The following is a 16083-nucleotide window of genomic DNA, read 5'->3' on the forward strand; positions in this document are numbered from 1 at the left end:
ATCAGGGGACGCCGCCCCCTGAGACGCGGTTTCTCAGCCGAAGGTGAAGGAGAACGCCTCTAAGCCGGGCGAGAGAAATTCGATTTTGAATTCATGCTCGCCCACGGCGTTTTCAGGCTGGCGCACGAGCTGGTAGAGGCGCTGGCCGGTCACTGTGCCGAGGCCATTCTCGTCGCAATCGCTGCCATGCATGGCGCCGGGGGGCTTGCCGTCGATCGTTACCCTGAATTTAACCGGGGCGTCACCCTTCACAGGGCCGAGCACGAGATGCAGATCGCGCGCATGAAAGCGGAATTCTATAGCGCCGCCTGCCTTGTTCAGCCGGGCCGATTCAGGCCCTACGGTCCAGTTGCCGCTTAAGCCCCATTGATTCAGGGCGGGGGTGCGCTCGATCACATAGTCATTGGGGGAATCCTGTATGGCGCCCCCCGTTGAAATGAAATTGCTGGCGCGCTCATAGCCGATATACGTCTCCGGTGAGCCGATATCGGACTGATCGGCCTCGACCTGCTCAGCGCTGCCCTTGGGATGAACCAGATCGCCCGGCACATCTTTCGCGCCGTTTTCGCGCAGCATGGCCTGGAGCATGCGCTCGGAATTGTCGTAATCGCCCTCACCGAAATGATGCGCCTGTATCTTGCCGTCACCGCCGACGAAATAGGCGGCAGGCCAGTATTCGTTCCCAAAGCCGTTCCAGATCGCCCGGTCGTTGTCGACGGCGACAGGGAAGGTGATGTGGAATCGCCCGACAGCTTTTTTGATATTGTCGACGTTCTTTTCAAAAGCGAATTCAGGCGCGTGGACGCCGATCACCACGAGGCCGTAGGGCTTGTACTTGTCGGCCCAGGCCTCGACATAGGGCAGTTCGCGAAGGCAGTTGATGCAGGAATACGTCCAGAAATCGACCAGCACCACCTTACCCTTCAGTGCCTCAGCCGAGAGGGGCTGGGTGTTGAGCCACGACGTGGCTCCCGAGAGCGAGGCGAGGGGCGCTGCCTGCGCCACCGGGGCAGCGCAAAGCGCGACGACCAGACTCAGCCCGGAATAACGCAGGAACGAAAATCCTGGTGATGAAAATGAGACCATGAAAAGCGCCTTTGGACGGAAGAGGCGGCGATCCCCTTCCGGCCTGACAGGGTCAGGCGCTGGCAGGTTCTGCCGCAAGGAGTTCAGCCAGAACGACGCTCGTGCCTCTCTGTTCCATGCTTTCCGCCATTTCACGAATCACCCGGCGATGTCCGTCATCGAATGTGAAGCTTTCGAACACGGTCATGGTGAACACCGTCTCCCAGCTTTGCGCGAGCTTGCGCTGCGTGTCGGACAGTGCGGGTTCGAACGGCGTGAAGGTCTCTCCCTGATCGGTGCGACCGCGCAGATAGCGAATGAAACAGGCCAGAACGAACGCTACCCGGTCGAGCGACGCGCCAGAGGCTACCAGCTTGTTCCAGCTCGGGGCGAGGAAGACCGGCAGCTTGCTGCCGCCATCGCCGGTGATACGGGCCAGTCTGTCGCCGACATTCGGGTTGCTGAACCGCGCAATGATCAGATCGCGATAGGCCGGGAGCGGCATGTCCTGCGGCGCGCTCAGATGCGGAATGACATCGAGGCTCATGAAGCGCTCGACCAATTTGCCGATCTGTGGGTCGATAATGGCATCGCGCACGGTTTCGAGCCCCGAAAGCTGGCCGGGATAGGCGAGCATCGAGTGCGAGGCATTGAGCATGCGCACCTTGGCGAGTTCGTAAGGATGAACATCGGGAACGATCTGGGCCCCCACTTTTTCGAGCGCCGGGCGCCCGTTCACGAAGCGGTCTTCGATCACCCATTGGGCAAATTCTTCTGAAATCACCGGCAGGCGGTCATGCACGCCGCATTCGATGTTCACCCGGTCGGCATCCTCCTTTAGCACGGCAGGCGTGATGCGATCGACCATCGAGCTTGGGAAAGTAACATTCTGCTCGATCCATTCCGCCAGTTCCGGGTCGAGCGCGCGGGCATGGCTCACGACCGAGCGCTGGGTCACGATGCCATTATCGCGCAGATTATCGCAGGACATGACAGTAAAGGGCGCAATGCCTGCCTCGCGCCGGATACGCAGCGCCTCGACGATATAGCCGAAAGCTGATTCCGGCTTGTTCGGGGCCGCAAGCTCACGCTGCGTCAGAGGCGTTTCCAGACGGTAGCTGCCGGTGGCGTGGTCCTGATTATACCCTCCTTCGGTGATGGTCATCGACACGATCCGCGTCTCGGGATCTGCCATACGGGCCAGCACGGCTTGCGGGTCGGCAGGGGCAAAAAGATAATCGAGCATCGAGCCGATCACCTGATGCCGTGTCGTGCCGTCGGGCGCGTAGCGCGTCAGGGTGTAGAGATTATCCTGTGCCGGAAAGGCTTCGAGCTTCAGACGCTCGGTTGCATCGTCGATCAGCCCGACGCCGCAGAACGCCCAGCCTTCATTGCCCGGCTGGCCCAGCAGGCGATCGACATACCAGCATTGATGCGCGCGATGAAAATTGCCGACGCTCAGATGCACGATCCCCGCTTTCAGGGCGGTGCGATCATAGGGAAAAACCTCGGCGCTGGCGGGAAGGGTCGAGAGGGTCTCTGAGGAAAGAGCGATCATGGGCTGTCCTGAAGGAGCACGAGACATAAGAAGGGCGGCACGTCCTGAACGACGTGTCTGGAAAAGTGTGTCTGAAACTGCCCCGTTCGGGGCGCGGGTCTGGAGTGCAGCGCGCGGGATGATGTGGCGGTTCCCGTCAGAGGCTCAAGAGCAAAAAACGGCGTTCTATGGCACTATTTGGTGAAGAGGCTTAAACCCGCATCATGCAGACACCACACATCATCGCCGTGATCGGTGCCGGGCCTGCCGGGCTCGCCGCCGCCGAAAGCCTCTCAGCCGACGGGTTCGATGTGGTCGTCTATGATCAGATGCCAAGCCCGGCCCGCAAATTTCTCATGGCCGGCCGCAGTGGGCTCAATCTGACCCATGCTGAAGACCTCGAGAAATTCCTTTCGCGCTACGGCGCTTCCGCCTCCTGGCTGGAGCCGATGATCCGGGAGTTTCCGCCGCAGGCCTTGAGGGAATGGGCAGAAGAACTCGGTCAGCCCTGCTTCACCGGTAGCAGCGGGCGTGTTTTCCCGAAGGCGATGAAGGCCTCGCCGCTGCTGCGCGCCTGGCTGGCACGACTGGCAGCGCAAAACACGGTCTTCGCCCTGCGCCATCGCTGGACAGGGTGGGACGAAACCGGGGGCCTGAGGTTCGAAACCCCGCAAGGCGAAAAGAGGGTGGCAGCAGCAGCGACTATTCTTGCGTCGGGTGGCGCATCATGGCCGCGCCTCGGCAGCGATGGCGGCTGGACGCATTTCCTCACGCCAGAAAGCCTCTCGCCTTTGCAACCCGCCAATTGCGGTTTCAGGACTGCCTTGCCGCCGGAATTTCATGAGCAGTTTCACGGCGAGGTGCTGCATTCGGTCACGATCGGAGGGGCAGGACAAAGCGCCAGAGGCGATGTGACGCTTACCCGTCAGGGCATCGAGGGCGCGCCGGTCTATCGTCTCTCGGCTCTGTGGCGGGAAGCCCTGAGGCGGAAGGGGCGATTGCAGATCACGCTCGATTTCCGGCCGGGCCTGACGCAGGAGATCTTGCAGTCGCGTCTGGAAGGGTTTCGTGAGCGTGAAAGCCAGTCGGGCAGGCTGCGTCGTCTGGGGCTGTCCCCGGCCGCGCGCTGGTTGCTGCGCGAGGCCGCACCGACTCATTCCGGCGCCGGGATTCTGGCGCAGCATATCAAATCCTGCCCGCTCGACCTCGTGGCACCGGATTCTCTTGCCCGCGCCATTTCCACGGCGGGCGGTGTGAGGCGAGAGGCGCTCGATGACGGGTTGATGCTCAGACAGCGCCCCGGTGTTTTTGCAGCGGGTGAAATGCTGGACTGGGAGGCGCCCACGGGCGGCTATCTGCTTCAGGCCTGTTTCGCGACCGGACGTCGTGCGGCGCAGGGGGTGAAAAACCACCTGCGACAAAACCCGTGAGCGCCTTCGTATTCGTCCGCGTGATGGCTGACTTTGGAGGCGAGTTGCGCTAGGGACAGCCCCATGAGCGTATCGATCACGATGGGCCGTGGCCGTGACGGCGCGGATGTCCAGCTAGACCTGACAGAACTTCTCGCAACCCGCCTGCTGGTGCAGGGTAATTCGGGCTCGGGAAAATCGCATCTGCTGCGTCGCCTGCTTGAGCAGACAGCCACGCTCGTGCAGCAGGTGATTGTCGATCCCGAGGGCGATTTCGTGACCCTCGCCGATAAATATGGCCATCTTGTTATCGACGCTTCAGAACAGACGGAAGCCACGCTGCGTGCCGCAGGCGAGCGCGCCCGCGCCCATCGCGCTTCTGTCGTGCTCAATCTGGAATCCGTCGAGGCCGAAATGCAGCTTCGCGCTGCGGGGTCTTTCCTCAACGGCATGTTCGAGGCGCCTCGTGCCCATTGGTACCCAGTGCTGGTGGTTGTGGACGAGGCCCAGCTTTTCGCGCCCGTCGCGAGTGGCGATACCTCGGACGAGGCGCGCCGCCTGTCGCTTGGCGCCATGACCAATCTGATGTGCCGTGGCCGAAAGCGCGGCCTGGCCGGGGTGATTGCCACCCAGCGTCTGGCCAAGCTTGCCAAGAATGTCGCGGCAGAGGCGTCCAATTTCCTCATGGGCCGCACTTTTCTCGATATCGATATGGTGCGTGCAGCCGATCTTCTGGGTATGGAGCGGCGTACCGCAGAGGCGTTTCGCGATCTGGCGCGCGGGCAGTTCATGGCACTCGGCCCTGCACTGAGTCGCAGGCCGCTCATGGTGTCGATCGGCGCTGTCGAGACGGCAAGCCATGCGACGGGCCCTGCTCTGACGCCCTTCGAAGCCCGCCCCGCCGAAGATAATTACAGCCTCATTCTCGAACCCGTGGTCGAAACGACACCTCGCCCCAGGGAGCGCCGTGCGTCCGCACCCGATCTGCTTGCCCAGTTGGACTCCTATGCGGCAGTGCCTATCGAAGAGGCCGCCCCGGTTGTCGAAGCCGCTCCCGAACTGCTCTGGCGCCTGACCGAGGCGGTGGTCGCAGAAAACGAGTCGGCCTATCGCCCGCTCGCCACGCTGTATCAGGATTTTCAGCTTCGGGCGCGTATCGAGCGCCTCGATCGTAACGTGCTCGATCTGGGGGCTTTCCGCCTGCTTCTGGCCAGCGTGCGCTCAGGCTCGAGCTTCGAGCAGGCGCAGGAAGAAGGCTGGGAGCAGGCGCTCGAGATCGCGCGTGCCGTGCCTGAAGACGTGCAGGGTGTGGTGCTGCTTCTGGCGCGTGCAGCCCTCGACGGCGCGCCCTGCCCGGGGGACGAAGCGATTGCAGAAGCCTATGGCACGCATTCGCTCGGTCGTGCGCGCAGGCAGCTCGCCTATCTCGAAGAGCGACAGATCATCGTAGTGCAGGACATGCCCTCCGGCCGACGCATTGCCTTCATCGGCTATGGCTGGCAGACCTGCGGCTAGGGCAACCAGCAGGCGCGCTGTCTCGTTCGTTCATGAGTTGCTGCCAGCCCCTGGCGGGGTTATGGAGAAAATTATGACAAATGATGAACTGATCGCCCTCGTATCCCTTAATGGCGATGACGCCACCTACGACGCCCGTCTTTCCGGCTACGATATTACCGTGCCGGTGCGGATCGAGGGAGGCGATGGGCACTACATCATCAAGCATCTCGTCAAGCCCATGTATTTTTCAGGCGCGATGATCATCGACGTCAAACTTCTGGACGCCGACGCCCCCCATCACGGGTGAGGGCAGGGGCAGAATAAAACGGGGAGCCGTATGGCCGAAGAACACAGGAAGGTGCTGCCCGGCGCGCTGGCAGCACTTGGCATCGTTTTTGGCGATATCGGAACAAGCCCACTTTATACCCTCCAGACCGTCCTCAACGATACGGGTTCGACAGATCGCGAGACGCTTCTCGGCGGTTTCTCGCTTCTGGTCTGGACCATGATCCTTGTCGTGGCCGTCAAATATGCAACCGTGGTAATGCGCGCCGATAACAAGGGTGAGGGCGGTATTCTCGCCCTTTTTTCTCTCGTCGGTGGCTCTTTCGGCAAGCACTGGTACACGCGTGGCACGCTCCTCGCCGCAGCCGGACTGTTTGGCGCGGCCCTGCTTTATGGCGATGGTGCCATCACCCCCGCCATTTCGGTGCTGAGCGCCGTCGAAGGCATCGGTGTCGTCACCAAATCGTTGCAACCCTATATCCTGCCGATTGCCGCCCTCATCCTGTTTGGCATTTTTGCCATCCAGCCTCTGGGCACAGCGCGGATCAGCGCCGTTTTCGGCCCGATCATGCTACTCTGGTTTCTCGCTCTGGGCGGTATAGGGCTGAGTTCGCTCCTGCATGACCCCTCTGTACTGGTCGGCCTCAACCCGTTTTTCGGCCTGCGTTTTCTGTACGAGCACGGGGCAAACAGCCTGACTATCCTCGGCGCTGTCTTCCTCTCCGTCACAGGTGCCGAGGCGCTTTATGCGGATATGAGCCATGTCGGGCGCCCGAGCGTGCGTCTGGCGCTGGCCGTCATCGTCCTGCCGATGCTGGTGCTGAGCTATGCAGGGCAGACGGCGTTTCTGGTCAGTCACCCACAGGTCAAAGACAATCCGTTCTTCGCTGCCATGCCCCATGAAATGGTGCTGCCCATGGTGGTGCTGGCCACATTTGCGACCATCATCGCGAGCCAGGCCATCATTACGGGGGCCTTCACGCTCACGCGTCAGGCCATGCAGCTCGGATGGTTTCCGAGCCTCAATATCCGCCAGACTTCCGACAGCGAATACGGTCAGATCTATGTCTCGGTCGTCAACTGGATGCTGATGGTCGTGACGCTGCTCATTGCCCTCAGCTTCAAGAGTTCGGACGCGCTTTCGGGCGCCTATGGCACGGCTGTGTCCACCACCATGCTCATGACGACGCTGCTCGTTTTCGACGTTATGCGCGAACGCTGGGAGTGGCCGCTCTGGAAGGCCCTGCCAATTGCGCTGTTTTTCGCGGTGATCGATGTCGCGTTCTTTGTCGCCAACCTGCTCAAGATCGACAAGGGCGGTTATGTCCCGCTTCTGATCGGTCTGGGCATCTATGTCATCATGACGACATGGCGCCGGGGCACCATCCTGCTTCGTGCCGGCCTGGCGCCACTGGGTGAGCGTTCCGACAAGGTGCTGCAGAAGCTGCGCGATGGCGAACTGATCAGAACGCCGGGGGCGGCTGTTTTCCTCTCGCGTTATGAAAGCGCCCTCCCGCCCATCGTCATGCGTCACGTGGCCGATTTCCATTGCCTGCCCGAGCAGGTGGTCGCGCTGAACGTGAAATTCGACACCGTGCCTCGGATACCTGCCGATGAGCGCATGACGACCAAAGATCTCGGCAACGGGATCTGGCAGATCAACGTCACGTTCGGCTTTGTCGAGATACCCAATCTCTACTATGTGCTCGGCCAGGCGAAAGAGCAGGGCTGCACGCTCGATCTGGACAAGCTGGTGTTTTTCGCGGGCGACGACGACGTCGTGCCCGATCTGAAAAAACCGAAGATGATCTTGCCGCGCCGTATCCTGTTCGGCTTTCTCTACCGCAACGCGGTGCGCGCTTCGGATCGCTTCACCCTCCCGCGCGAGCGTCTGGTCGAAATCGGCCATCAGGTCGAAATCTGAACCCGATCCGCTTTTCCGCTTTTTACCAGCAGGGCGCCCTCGAGTGTGAATGCGCCCTACTCTCAAGGAACCCATCCATGCGTCCTCTTCTCGGCCTCTCGTTGCTGGCCTTCGCTGTTGCAGCCCCTCTCGCCCATGCCGAACCGGGCGGATGCCTGAAATACGGTGCTGCTGGCGCTGTCGGTGGCCATCTGGTCAATCACGGCGTGCTTGGCGCTGTCGGTGGCTGCGCAACCGGCATGTACAAGCGTCACGAGTTCCGCAAGGAAGCCCGCGAAAAAGCGGCGCTCTATGACAAGGAACACCCGGGCGCCAAGGGTAGCTATGAAGAAAAAGCCACGGCCTATGACGTCGAGCATTCGACCCAGCCCGGCAAGTCGGCGCCTTCGGACGCGCCTGCAACGAAGGACTGATCGAGGGCTGAGGCCCTCACTACGTTCTGCCCTCACATGGTATTCTGCCAGTGAGGGCGGTCCGGTCGGTTTTGTCGCGACCGCAAAAGTAACGCATTGTATCTCATGTCAAAACATGACAATCAGGGCGGGTCTTCCCTCGCAGGCCAGAACGACTGATTCTCATGTCCGTCATCACCCCTATTAAATGCGGCCCGATATCGTCGGTGCCAGGCTCGATTGCCATCGTCCTGCGCGATTTCCGTCTCGGCGGTAGCGAGCGTGTGGCCATCGGCCTCGCCAATTACTGGGCGTCACGACAGATTGCCGTCACGCTGCTCGTCGGTCGTGACGATGGCCCTCTGCGTTCTCTGCTCGTCCCTGCCGTCGAGATTGTCGATCTGGCGCTCAAACCCGGTCTCGGCGACACCCGTCTTGCCTGGTCTCTTGCCTTTCGCGCGCGCGAAGTGCTGCGCTCGAGAAAGATCGAGTCCTGCTACGTACCGGGCAATAGTCATTGGCCCGTCATACCGATGATTAAATCGCTCCCTGCTGCGCAGGCGCCGCATGTCGTGGCACAGGTGAGTTCGCCGGTTTGTCGCCCCGGCCGGTCGCGTCTGATACAGATCGGTTACAATTGGCGCATGCGTCGTCTGCTCGGCAAAGCCGATGCCATCACAACGTTGAGCGAGTCTCTGGCGTATGAGACACGGGAGATCGTCGGCTGTGCCCATGTCGATGTCGTGCCGCTTCCGGCATTGTGGGATGAAGGCCGTCCATCCCCTGTTCCGCAAGGTACGATGACCATCCTCGCGGCCGGGCGTCTCGTGCCGATCAAGGGGTTCGACCTCTTGATCAACGCTTTTGCCGAGGTTGCAGCCCGACATCCCGAGGCAAGGCTGGTGATCTGTGGGGAAGGGCCGGAGCGTGGCGCGCTGGAAAACCTGATCGGCTCGCTCGGTCTGACCGCGCGGGTAACGCTGACTGGCTATGTGCCCAGCATCCGCCCTTTTCTGGAGCAGGCGCGTCTTTTCGTTGTGTCGTCGCATTGCGAGAGTTTCGGCGCTGTCCTGCTAGAGGCGCTGGCCGCCGGGCGTCAGATCGTCTCCACGCGTTGTTCTCCGGCGGTGGAGAGCCTGATAACCTGCGCGACGGCTGGGCGCAGCGTGCCGACGCGCGATGTTGCGGCGCTTGCAGGCGCAATGAGCGACCTTCTTTACGAACCTTCTCCCGATTGCGAAGCACTCGCCGCACTCGTGTCGCCCTTTCACGTCTCCCGGGGGGGAGAGGATTTTCTTGCCCTGATGCGTCCCCGTTCGGCTGTGTCTGATACGACCGAGCGCGTTGGCGGTGAGCTTCGTGACAAGCCTTCCCAAAGCCCGAGAGCCTCCATGGTCCATGCCAGTCTTACGAGGCACGCCCTTTGACAAAATCGCCCTATCGCGATCTCTTGCCGCCCCATGGCCTCTGAACAACGCTCGGCGCTGCACCGCATTTTCAGCAATACCGGATTTCTGATTTCCAGCCGGATCATCAACGCGCTGTGCAGCTTTGCCTATGTGGCATGGGCCGTACATGCGCTCGGGCTCAAGACGTTCGGTGTACTCCTGCTCATCACGACCTTTGTGACGCTGGTTTCCGACATGACGCATCTGCAATCGTGGCAGACCCTGCTTCATTACGGTACCGCGTCGTTCGAGGCGCGTGACAGGCGTCGCTTCATGCCCATCCTCGGTTATTGCATCCGTTCGGACATGATCAGCGCGGCAATCGGGCTCGTTGGGGGTGTGATCGTGATCGCCCTGACAGGCACGCATTTTCTGGGCTGGTCTGACCCGGTCAAGCGCGATGCGAGCTGGATGATGCTGACGGTCGCCTTCATGAATACGGGCTGGTCTACCGGCGTCATCAGGTTGTGCAATCGCTTCGGGCTGGCAGCCCTGTTCGATTTCGGTTCGACCTGCGTGCGGACCCTTGGTTATCTCGTCGGCTATCTATGCCACGCGCCGCTCGAATTCTTTCTGTTCATCTGGTTCTTGCACCAATTTGCCCTCTTTGTCCTGACCAGCCTTGGCGGCCTCGTGCTGTTGCGTCGGCATATGGGCGGAGAGATAGGGCTTGTTTCCTCCTTTCTGACGCCGTCGGAGACGCTCGGCATCTGGGGCTTTACGATCCGGGTCAGCATCAACCAAATTCTCGATGCGCTGTTCAGACAGGGTGGCACGCTGATCATCGGTGCCATGCTGGGCGCACGCGATGTCGCAATCTATCGCGTGACGAAACAGATTTGCGATGGCCTCGCCAAACCTGCGCAGATGATGATCCCGAGCCTCTATCCTGAATTCGTGCGGTTCAGAGACAGCCAGAACTGGAGCGCATTGCGCCATGTTGCGCGCAGGCTGGCTCTGGTCATTATCGGGTTCTCTGCGCTTGCCGTGCTGGTTGCGCTGTTCGGCGGCAAGGCCATTCTGCATCTGATGCTGCATGACAGCTTTGCCAATGAGATGCCAATCATCCTGCTCATGGTGTTCAGCGCCCTACTCGAAGTCTGCATCATTCCGCTCGAAACGCTTCTGACGGTGATGGGGCGTCTGGCCATTATTCTCAAATACCGTCTGGTAGTGATCACTCTTTATTTTGCGATCCTCGCCGGGCTGATGGCGCTATGCGGGGTGACGGGGGCGGCTCTGGCCAGCGTGGCCTGCTCGATCATGATCTTCGTCATCTGTCTCGTGCTGGCAGCGCGCTGGATCTCGCCACGTCATGCGGCGAAATACGGCGAGGCCTGAACCCGAAAGATGGCGTTTCACGGGTGGGGCCAGCTCAAGTCAGGCAAATCAGCCTCCCGACAGTTCTCACGAATGGGCAGGGTCCCGGTCGAGTGTCAGAAGCAGAAGGGCCGCCACGCCCAGGGCGATCGGTGTGACGAAGACCCCAAGCATTTCGACACTACCCTGCGTATCCTTTATGATCCCGAACGCCCAATGCCCGTCGGGGGAGGCGAAAAGCCCGACATGAGCCGGGAAATAGGGTTTGGCGAGCCCGATCACAGCGAAAACAGAGCAGACGAGCCAGGCCGTCATACGGATCAATCGGGTCACTCTCTTTCTCCATCTACCCTGAAACCGGGGCGTCCTGCGATCCGGTATGGCCGTGCTTTGGGCCGGACGGCGCTGCGCCGCATAAAACACGAGAAACGTTCCGTCGCCTGAAGGAACGCCCTGCCACGCAAGCACGTTTCTGCGTCGCTCTTCAATGCTGTTTCTGAACGCGTTGCGTCGATCTGCCCGCTTTCTCGCTCGTGACCCTGACTTCCTCTGTGAAAGACGCATTCTATGCGCAGGGATTGGGCGATTTCTCGATTATCCGAACAAGGAACGACCTTTTTATGATCAGCCAGAAAGTAATGCAGGGAGTGGAGGCGTGACTCTCTCGCAGGCAGAAAGGCAGAAAAACGACGCAGGGTCGGGAAAGAGCCCCTCTGCCAGCAGCATTACCGGGCTCGACGCCACGAATTTCTTTCTGGCCGATGTGCAGGGCGGGGTAGGCCCCTATCTGACTGTCTATCTTTCCAGTGCGCGTCACTGGCAGGCCGGACCGATTGGCATGGCCATGGCGATGTCGGGGTTTGCTGCTGCCCTGTGTCAGATACCGGCAGGCCTGCTTGTCGATGCGAGCATCCACAAGCGCGCTCTGGTCGCTGCATCGGCGCTTGTCACGGCGCTTGCCTGCCTTCTGATCGTTTCGATGTCGGGCATGGCGCCTGTTCTTGCCGCGCAGATCATGATGGGGGCGGCGGCGGCGGTCATTCCCCCCGCACTGGCGGCAATCTCGCTCGGTCTGGTAGGGCGCAGACGTCTGCCCGGACGTATCAGCCGCAATCAGGGTATCAATCATTGCGGGTCGTTCGTTTCGGCCATTCTGGCCGGGGCCTGCGGGCAATATATCGGGTTGAACTGGATTTTCTATCTCGTCTGCGGCTCGGCTATCGCCAGCGCCTGCGGGCTGCTGATGATCCGCCCTTCGGAAATCGATCAGAAGATCGCGCGAGGGAGCGAAGACGATACCAACGAGCCGCCCATGGCGATCGGGCGTCTGGTCTCGCAGCGCCCGGTCTGGGTATTTCTGGGCGCCATCATTCTCTTTCACCTCGGCAATGCGGCCATGCTGCCTTTCGCAGCGCAGGTCATGGCGCAGAGTCACCCGGGCGCGGAGGCCGTCACACTCAGCGCCTGCGTCATTGTCGCCCAATTCGTGATGATGATCGTCGCCTGGGGCGTCGGCCGGGCCATGGCCCACGGGGTGGGACGCAAGCCGATCTTTCTGATCGCTTTCGCCATCCTGCCGATGCGCGGCCTGCTTTTCGCCTGGTTTCATGCACCCTACGCCATTGTCGCGATCCAGATACTGGACGGCATCGCCGCGGGAATTTTCGGCGTAATTGCCATTATCATCGCTTCCGACCTGACAGAGGGTACCGGGCGCTTCAACTTCCTGCAGGGCATGGTGGCCCTTGCCGTGGGCATCGGCGGCGGGCTCAGTAATCTGATCGGAGGCTATGTGGTGCAGTACCAAGGCTATCGTGTCGGTTTTCTGTCCCTGACCGTCATCGCCGTGATGGCTTTCGTTTTTTTCCTGAGCCTCATGCCCGAAACGAGAAATGCAGACGACCCGTCGTCGGACGCGCCGCAGGCGGTATAAGGGCAGCGTTGGATGATCGAGTATAGTCTCTGGGGTCTTTGCGCTTTCGCGATTGTCGGGCTGCTTTTTCGGCCTTGGCAATTGCCCGAGGCGCTCTGGACCTCTCTCGCTGCCCTGATGGTGCCGATCCTCGGATTATGCAGCTGGCACACTGCCAGAAAGGCAATCGCCTCGGGTGAGGAGGTCTATCTCTTCCTTTTCGGGATGATGATCCTGAGCGAAGTGGCCCGTCAGGAGAAGCTCTTCGACTGGCTCGCGGCCTCGGCGCTAATTCATGCGCAAGGTTCGGGGCGGCGCCTGTTTCTGATTATTTTCGTGGTCGCGATCGTCACCACAGCTTTTCTGTCGAATGACGCCACGATCATCCTTCTCACCCCTCCTGTCATTGCTGTGGCACAGAAGGCCGAGACCGATGCGTTTCCTTCTCTGCTGGCTTGCGCTTTCGTCGCCAATGCGGCGAGCTTTCTGCTGCCTATCAGCAATCCGGCCAATCTGGTGCTTTACGGGGGCGCACCGCCCAGCCTGCTGCCCTGGCTCGGACGGTTCTTCGTGCCTTCTTGTCTGGCTGTCGGCGTGAGTTTTGTCCTGCTTTACGCTTTGGTGCGACGCGAGATCGATTGTCGTTTCACCGGCTCTCACGCTCTGCCGAGCCTCGACCCGGTGGCGCGGTTTACCGCGCTGGCGCTTTTCGGGGTGATCGTCCTTCTAACGCTCGTTTCCTTTCTGCACGGGCCGCTGGGCTGGGCGACAGCGCTGAGCGGGGCAGGGCTCGGTGTGGCCGTGACGCTTCTGCGCCGTCGGTCGCCCCTCCCGGCGCTGGCCGAGATTTCCTGGTCTGTCTTTCCGCTGGTGGCGAGCCTGTTCGTGCTGGTTTCGGCGGTTGAGCAGAGCGGTGTCATCCAGAGGCTGGCCACGTTCATTCTGTCTTACGGCCATGGCGCGACGGCTATTCTGGTCACGGGGTTCGGTTTCGGGCTGCTGAGTAATGTGATCAATAACCTGCCTTCCGGCCTGCTCGCTGCACAACTCGCCCCCGTGCTGGCGCCCCATGGCCCCACCTTGCAGGATGCACTGCTGATTGGTGTCGATCTGGGGCCAAATCTGACGCTCAGCGGCTCGCTGGCAACGGTGCTGTGGCTGATCATCCTGCGCAAGCATGGGCTCGACATCAGCTATGGGCGTTTCATGCGCTATGGCGCGGTGTTGACCCTCCCGGCGCTTGCGGCCTCCCTGCTGGTTCTGATGGTGTAGGAGCCGTTTATTCGCCATTCCGAGAAAATCGGCCTATAGGGTATTTGTGTCACACTATGTCAAATGGGGCCGTGTCTGCCCCCATGATGCAGGCGGAAGCCTTTTCCCGGTCGGGATCTGAAAATCGCCTTCCTGCCGTGCTTCTAGCGACCCCCCGTTTGTCATGCTGACCTGTTCTCAATCCCTTGTCCTGAGGCTCGACGCTTATGGCTGAACTCTCTTTTTCTGCTTCCGGCATGGCAAGCCCGTCTCTTGAGACACGGCAGGAGCGTCATGACCGCGGGCAGGAACTACGCAAGCAGACCCAACGCAGCGCCCATGCGGACTGGGCGCCTGCACCCGACCGTGTCGATCCCGTTTCGTTACTGGTGAAACAGGGTGAGAGCCGCATTCAGGATCTGCTGCCGATACGTTACGAGCGCATGCGCGCCTCGCCCTTTGCGTTCCTGCGGGGCAGCGCCGTGGTCATGGCCGCCGATCTGGCCAATGCGCCAGCGACCGGGCCTGTCGTGCAGAGTTGCGGCGATTGCCATCTGGCGAATTTCGGCAGCTATGCCTCGGCAGAAGGGATTGCGGTTTTCGATATCAATGATTTCGATGAGACCTATCCCGCGCCGTTCGAGTGGGACCTTAAGCGCCTGGGCACATCGTTCATTCTCTCCAGTCTGGAAAGCGGAGCATCGGACAAGCAGGCGCGGCAGAATACCCTGACCATGGCCAAGACCTATCAGCATGAAATGGCCCGTCTTGCCCCGATGAGCCCGCTCGAGATCTGGTCCGACCGGATCGATCTCGCCGCTGCCATCGACGGGTTTTCGGACAAGCATACGCGCAAGGGTATCAGCGTCCGGCTGGAGGCCCGGCTGGAGAGCGCCCGCGACCATTTCGGTCTGGTGTCGTTCGACAAGAACGTGCCCAAGCTGAAGGTCAAGCCGCCGCTGGTCATGCGCCTGCCTGCACGCGATGAGACCATTCGTGAGGCCTTTGCCCGCTATGTTGCCACCCAGCCTCCTGAGCGTGCCGTATTGTTGTCGCGCTACAGGCTACGCGACATTCTGTTCAAGGTCGTAGGTGTCGGGAGTGTTGGCACCTATTGCGCCATCGGTCTGTTCGCGACGCCCGATGGCGAGACGCTGCTGCTTCAGATCAAGGAAGCGCAGGAATCGGTTCTGGCCTCTCATCTTGCCGGGCCGCGCTATGACAATCAGGGCCAGCGGGTGGTGATGGGCCAGCGGCTGATGCAGGCGAGTTCAGACATTTTTCTCGGCTGGACGCATAGCGATGCCGCGAGTTCGGACCGCCCTGTCAGGAAACTCGACGGTGCAAACCGCCAGTTCTACGTGCGGCGCCTCAAGGACAGCCGCCTTGCAGCCATCGGCGCCGATGTCGCGCAGGAAGGGCTCGATGACTATGCAGCTCTCTGCGGTCGCGCTCTGGCCCGCGCCCATGCGCGCTCGGGCGATGTGGCGCTGATCGCCGGTTATCTCGGGTCGAGCGACAGTTTTGCCGAGGCGATTGTCGCGTTCTCGCAGGCCTACGCCGAGCAGACGAAGAAAGACTGGAAAGCCTTCAACGAAGCGATCGATAAAGGCGTCCTGCCCGTCGCTCAGTCCGGGAAATCGTAAGTTCGGAGAACGGTCAGCCAAGCCAGGGGTCAATGACGAAAAAAGCGAAGACCGTCGGCGCAAACAGGCTCAGGCTTGATACTCCCAGACAAAGGAGAGGCAACAGAAGGATCTGCCTTTTCGTCCCATGGCATCGCGAAGCGCAAGAGGCCCAGCACAGGCCTCCCGTCACGACGAAGACGCTCGGTACAGTTTCCTGCAAGCTGTTATTCGCTCGATGGGGGATCGAAAAAATTTCGTCAGAATAAAATGTCGCCAGAAAACAGAATCGTACCCTGCGCAAATCATCCCGTTGGCGAAGAGAAGCCGTAGCAGGAGTGTGGCGATTTAAGGCAGATCCTCCGGCGCGATCGTGCCCATCGAGAAAAGATCGCCGCGATGCTTCATATTTAGGCTC

The 16083-nt window shown here is 60.8% G+C and carries 13 protein-coding genes; 10 read left to right on the forward strand and 3 right to left on the reverse strand.

Annotated elements, in window-relative coordinates:
• Positions 1-33: 33 nt before the first annotated feature.
• Both ABHV46_RS13075 and ABHV46_RS13080 read right to left on the reverse strand, forming a co-directional pair.
• The gene (locus ABHV46_RS13075) at positions 34-1086 is read right to left on the reverse strand and encodes a thioredoxin family protein (RefSeq protein ID WP_438381799.1); all 1053 of its coding nucleotides are present in this window, start codon (positions 1084-1086) and stop codon (positions 34-36) included.
• 52 nt (positions 1087-1138) lie between these two features.
• Positions 1139-2623 (reverse strand): mannitol dehydrogenase family protein, encoded by a 1485-nt coding sequence (locus tag ABHV46_RS13080; RefSeq protein ID WP_438381800.1) that lies wholly within the window; start codon positions 2621-2623, stop codon positions 1139-1141.
• A gap of 203 nt (positions 2624-2826) precedes the next feature.
• On the opposite strand from ABHV46_RS13080, the gene ABHV46_RS13085 reads away from it, so the two are divergent.
• The 7 genes from ABHV46_RS13085 to ABHV46_RS13115 all read left to right on the forward strand — a co-directional run bounded on the left by ABHV46_RS13085 (position 2827) and on the right by ABHV46_RS13115 (position 10898).
• Entirely contained in the window at positions 2827-4032 is a 1206-nt protein-coding gene (locus ABHV46_RS13085) for a TIGR03862 family flavoprotein (RefSeq protein WP_438381802.1), read from the forward strand.
• 63 nt (positions 4033-4095) lie between these two features.
• Positions 4096-5526, forward strand: coding sequence for a helicase HerA domain-containing protein (locus ABHV46_RS13090; protein ID WP_438381803.1), 1431 nt, complete (start codon positions 4096-4098; stop codon positions 5524-5526).
• Positions 5527-5599: 73 nt separating this feature from the next.
• Complete coding sequence (locus ABHV46_RS13095; RefSeq protein ID WP_242403353.1) at positions 5600-5815, forward strand: hypothetical protein; 216 nt, start codon at positions 5600-5602, stop codon at positions 5813-5815.
• A 30-nt stretch (positions 5816-5845) separates the two neighbouring features.
• Entirely contained in the window at positions 5846-7717 is a 1872-nt protein-coding gene (locus ABHV46_RS13100) for a potassium transporter Kup (protein ID WP_438381804.1), read from the forward strand.
• 77 nt (positions 7718-7794) lie between these two features.
• The gene (locus ABHV46_RS13105; RefSeq protein ID WP_336946599.1) at positions 7795-8130 is read left to right on the forward strand and encodes a hypothetical protein; all 336 of its coding nucleotides are present in this window, start codon (positions 7795-7797) and stop codon (positions 8128-8130) included.
• A gap of 164 nt (positions 8131-8294) precedes the next feature.
• Positions 8295-9536 (forward strand): glycosyltransferase, encoded by a 1242-nt coding sequence (locus ABHV46_RS13110; RefSeq protein ID WP_438381805.1) that lies wholly within the window; start codon positions 8295-8297, stop codon positions 9534-9536.
• 33 nt (positions 9537-9569) lie between these two features.
• Positions 9570-10898 (forward strand): lipopolysaccharide biosynthesis protein, encoded by a 1329-nt coding sequence (locus ABHV46_RS13115; RefSeq protein ID WP_438381807.1) that lies wholly within the window; start codon positions 9570-9572, stop codon positions 10896-10898.
• Between the two features lie 66 nt (positions 10899-10964).
• Here the strand turns inward: ABHV46_RS13115 and ABHV46_RS13120 are convergent, their stop codons facing one another.
• Positions 10965-11210, reverse strand: coding sequence for a hypothetical protein (locus ABHV46_RS13120; RefSeq protein WP_438381808.1), 246 nt, complete (start codon positions 11208-11210; stop codon positions 10965-10967).
• A 322-nt stretch (positions 11211-11532) separates the two neighbouring features.
• On the opposite strand from ABHV46_RS13120, the gene ABHV46_RS13125 reads away from it, so the two are divergent.
• The 3 genes from ABHV46_RS13125 to ABHV46_RS13135 all read left to right on the forward strand — a co-directional run bounded on the left by ABHV46_RS13125 (position 11533) and on the right by ABHV46_RS13135 (position 15686).
• The gene (locus ABHV46_RS13125; RefSeq protein ID WP_438381810.1) at positions 11533-12810 is read left to right on the forward strand and encodes an MFS transporter; all 1278 of its coding nucleotides are present in this window, start codon (positions 11533-11535) and stop codon (positions 12808-12810) included.
• A 12-nt stretch (positions 12811-12822) separates the two neighbouring features.
• The gene (locus ABHV46_RS13130) at positions 12823-14061 is read left to right on the forward strand and encodes an SLC13 family permease (protein ID WP_438381811.1); all 1239 of its coding nucleotides are present in this window, start codon (positions 12823-12825) and stop codon (positions 14059-14061) included.
• 206 nt (positions 14062-14267) lie between these two features.
• Positions 14268-15686, forward strand: coding sequence for a DUF2252 domain-containing protein (locus tag ABHV46_RS13135; protein ID WP_438381812.1), 1419 nt, complete (start codon positions 14268-14270; stop codon positions 15684-15686).
• Positions 15687-16083: the final 397 nt, after the last annotated feature.

This window comes from Asaia sp. BMEF1, assembly GCF_051628905.1.
GTDB lineage: Bacteria > Pseudomonadota > Alphaproteobacteria > Acetobacterales > Acetobacteraceae > Asaia.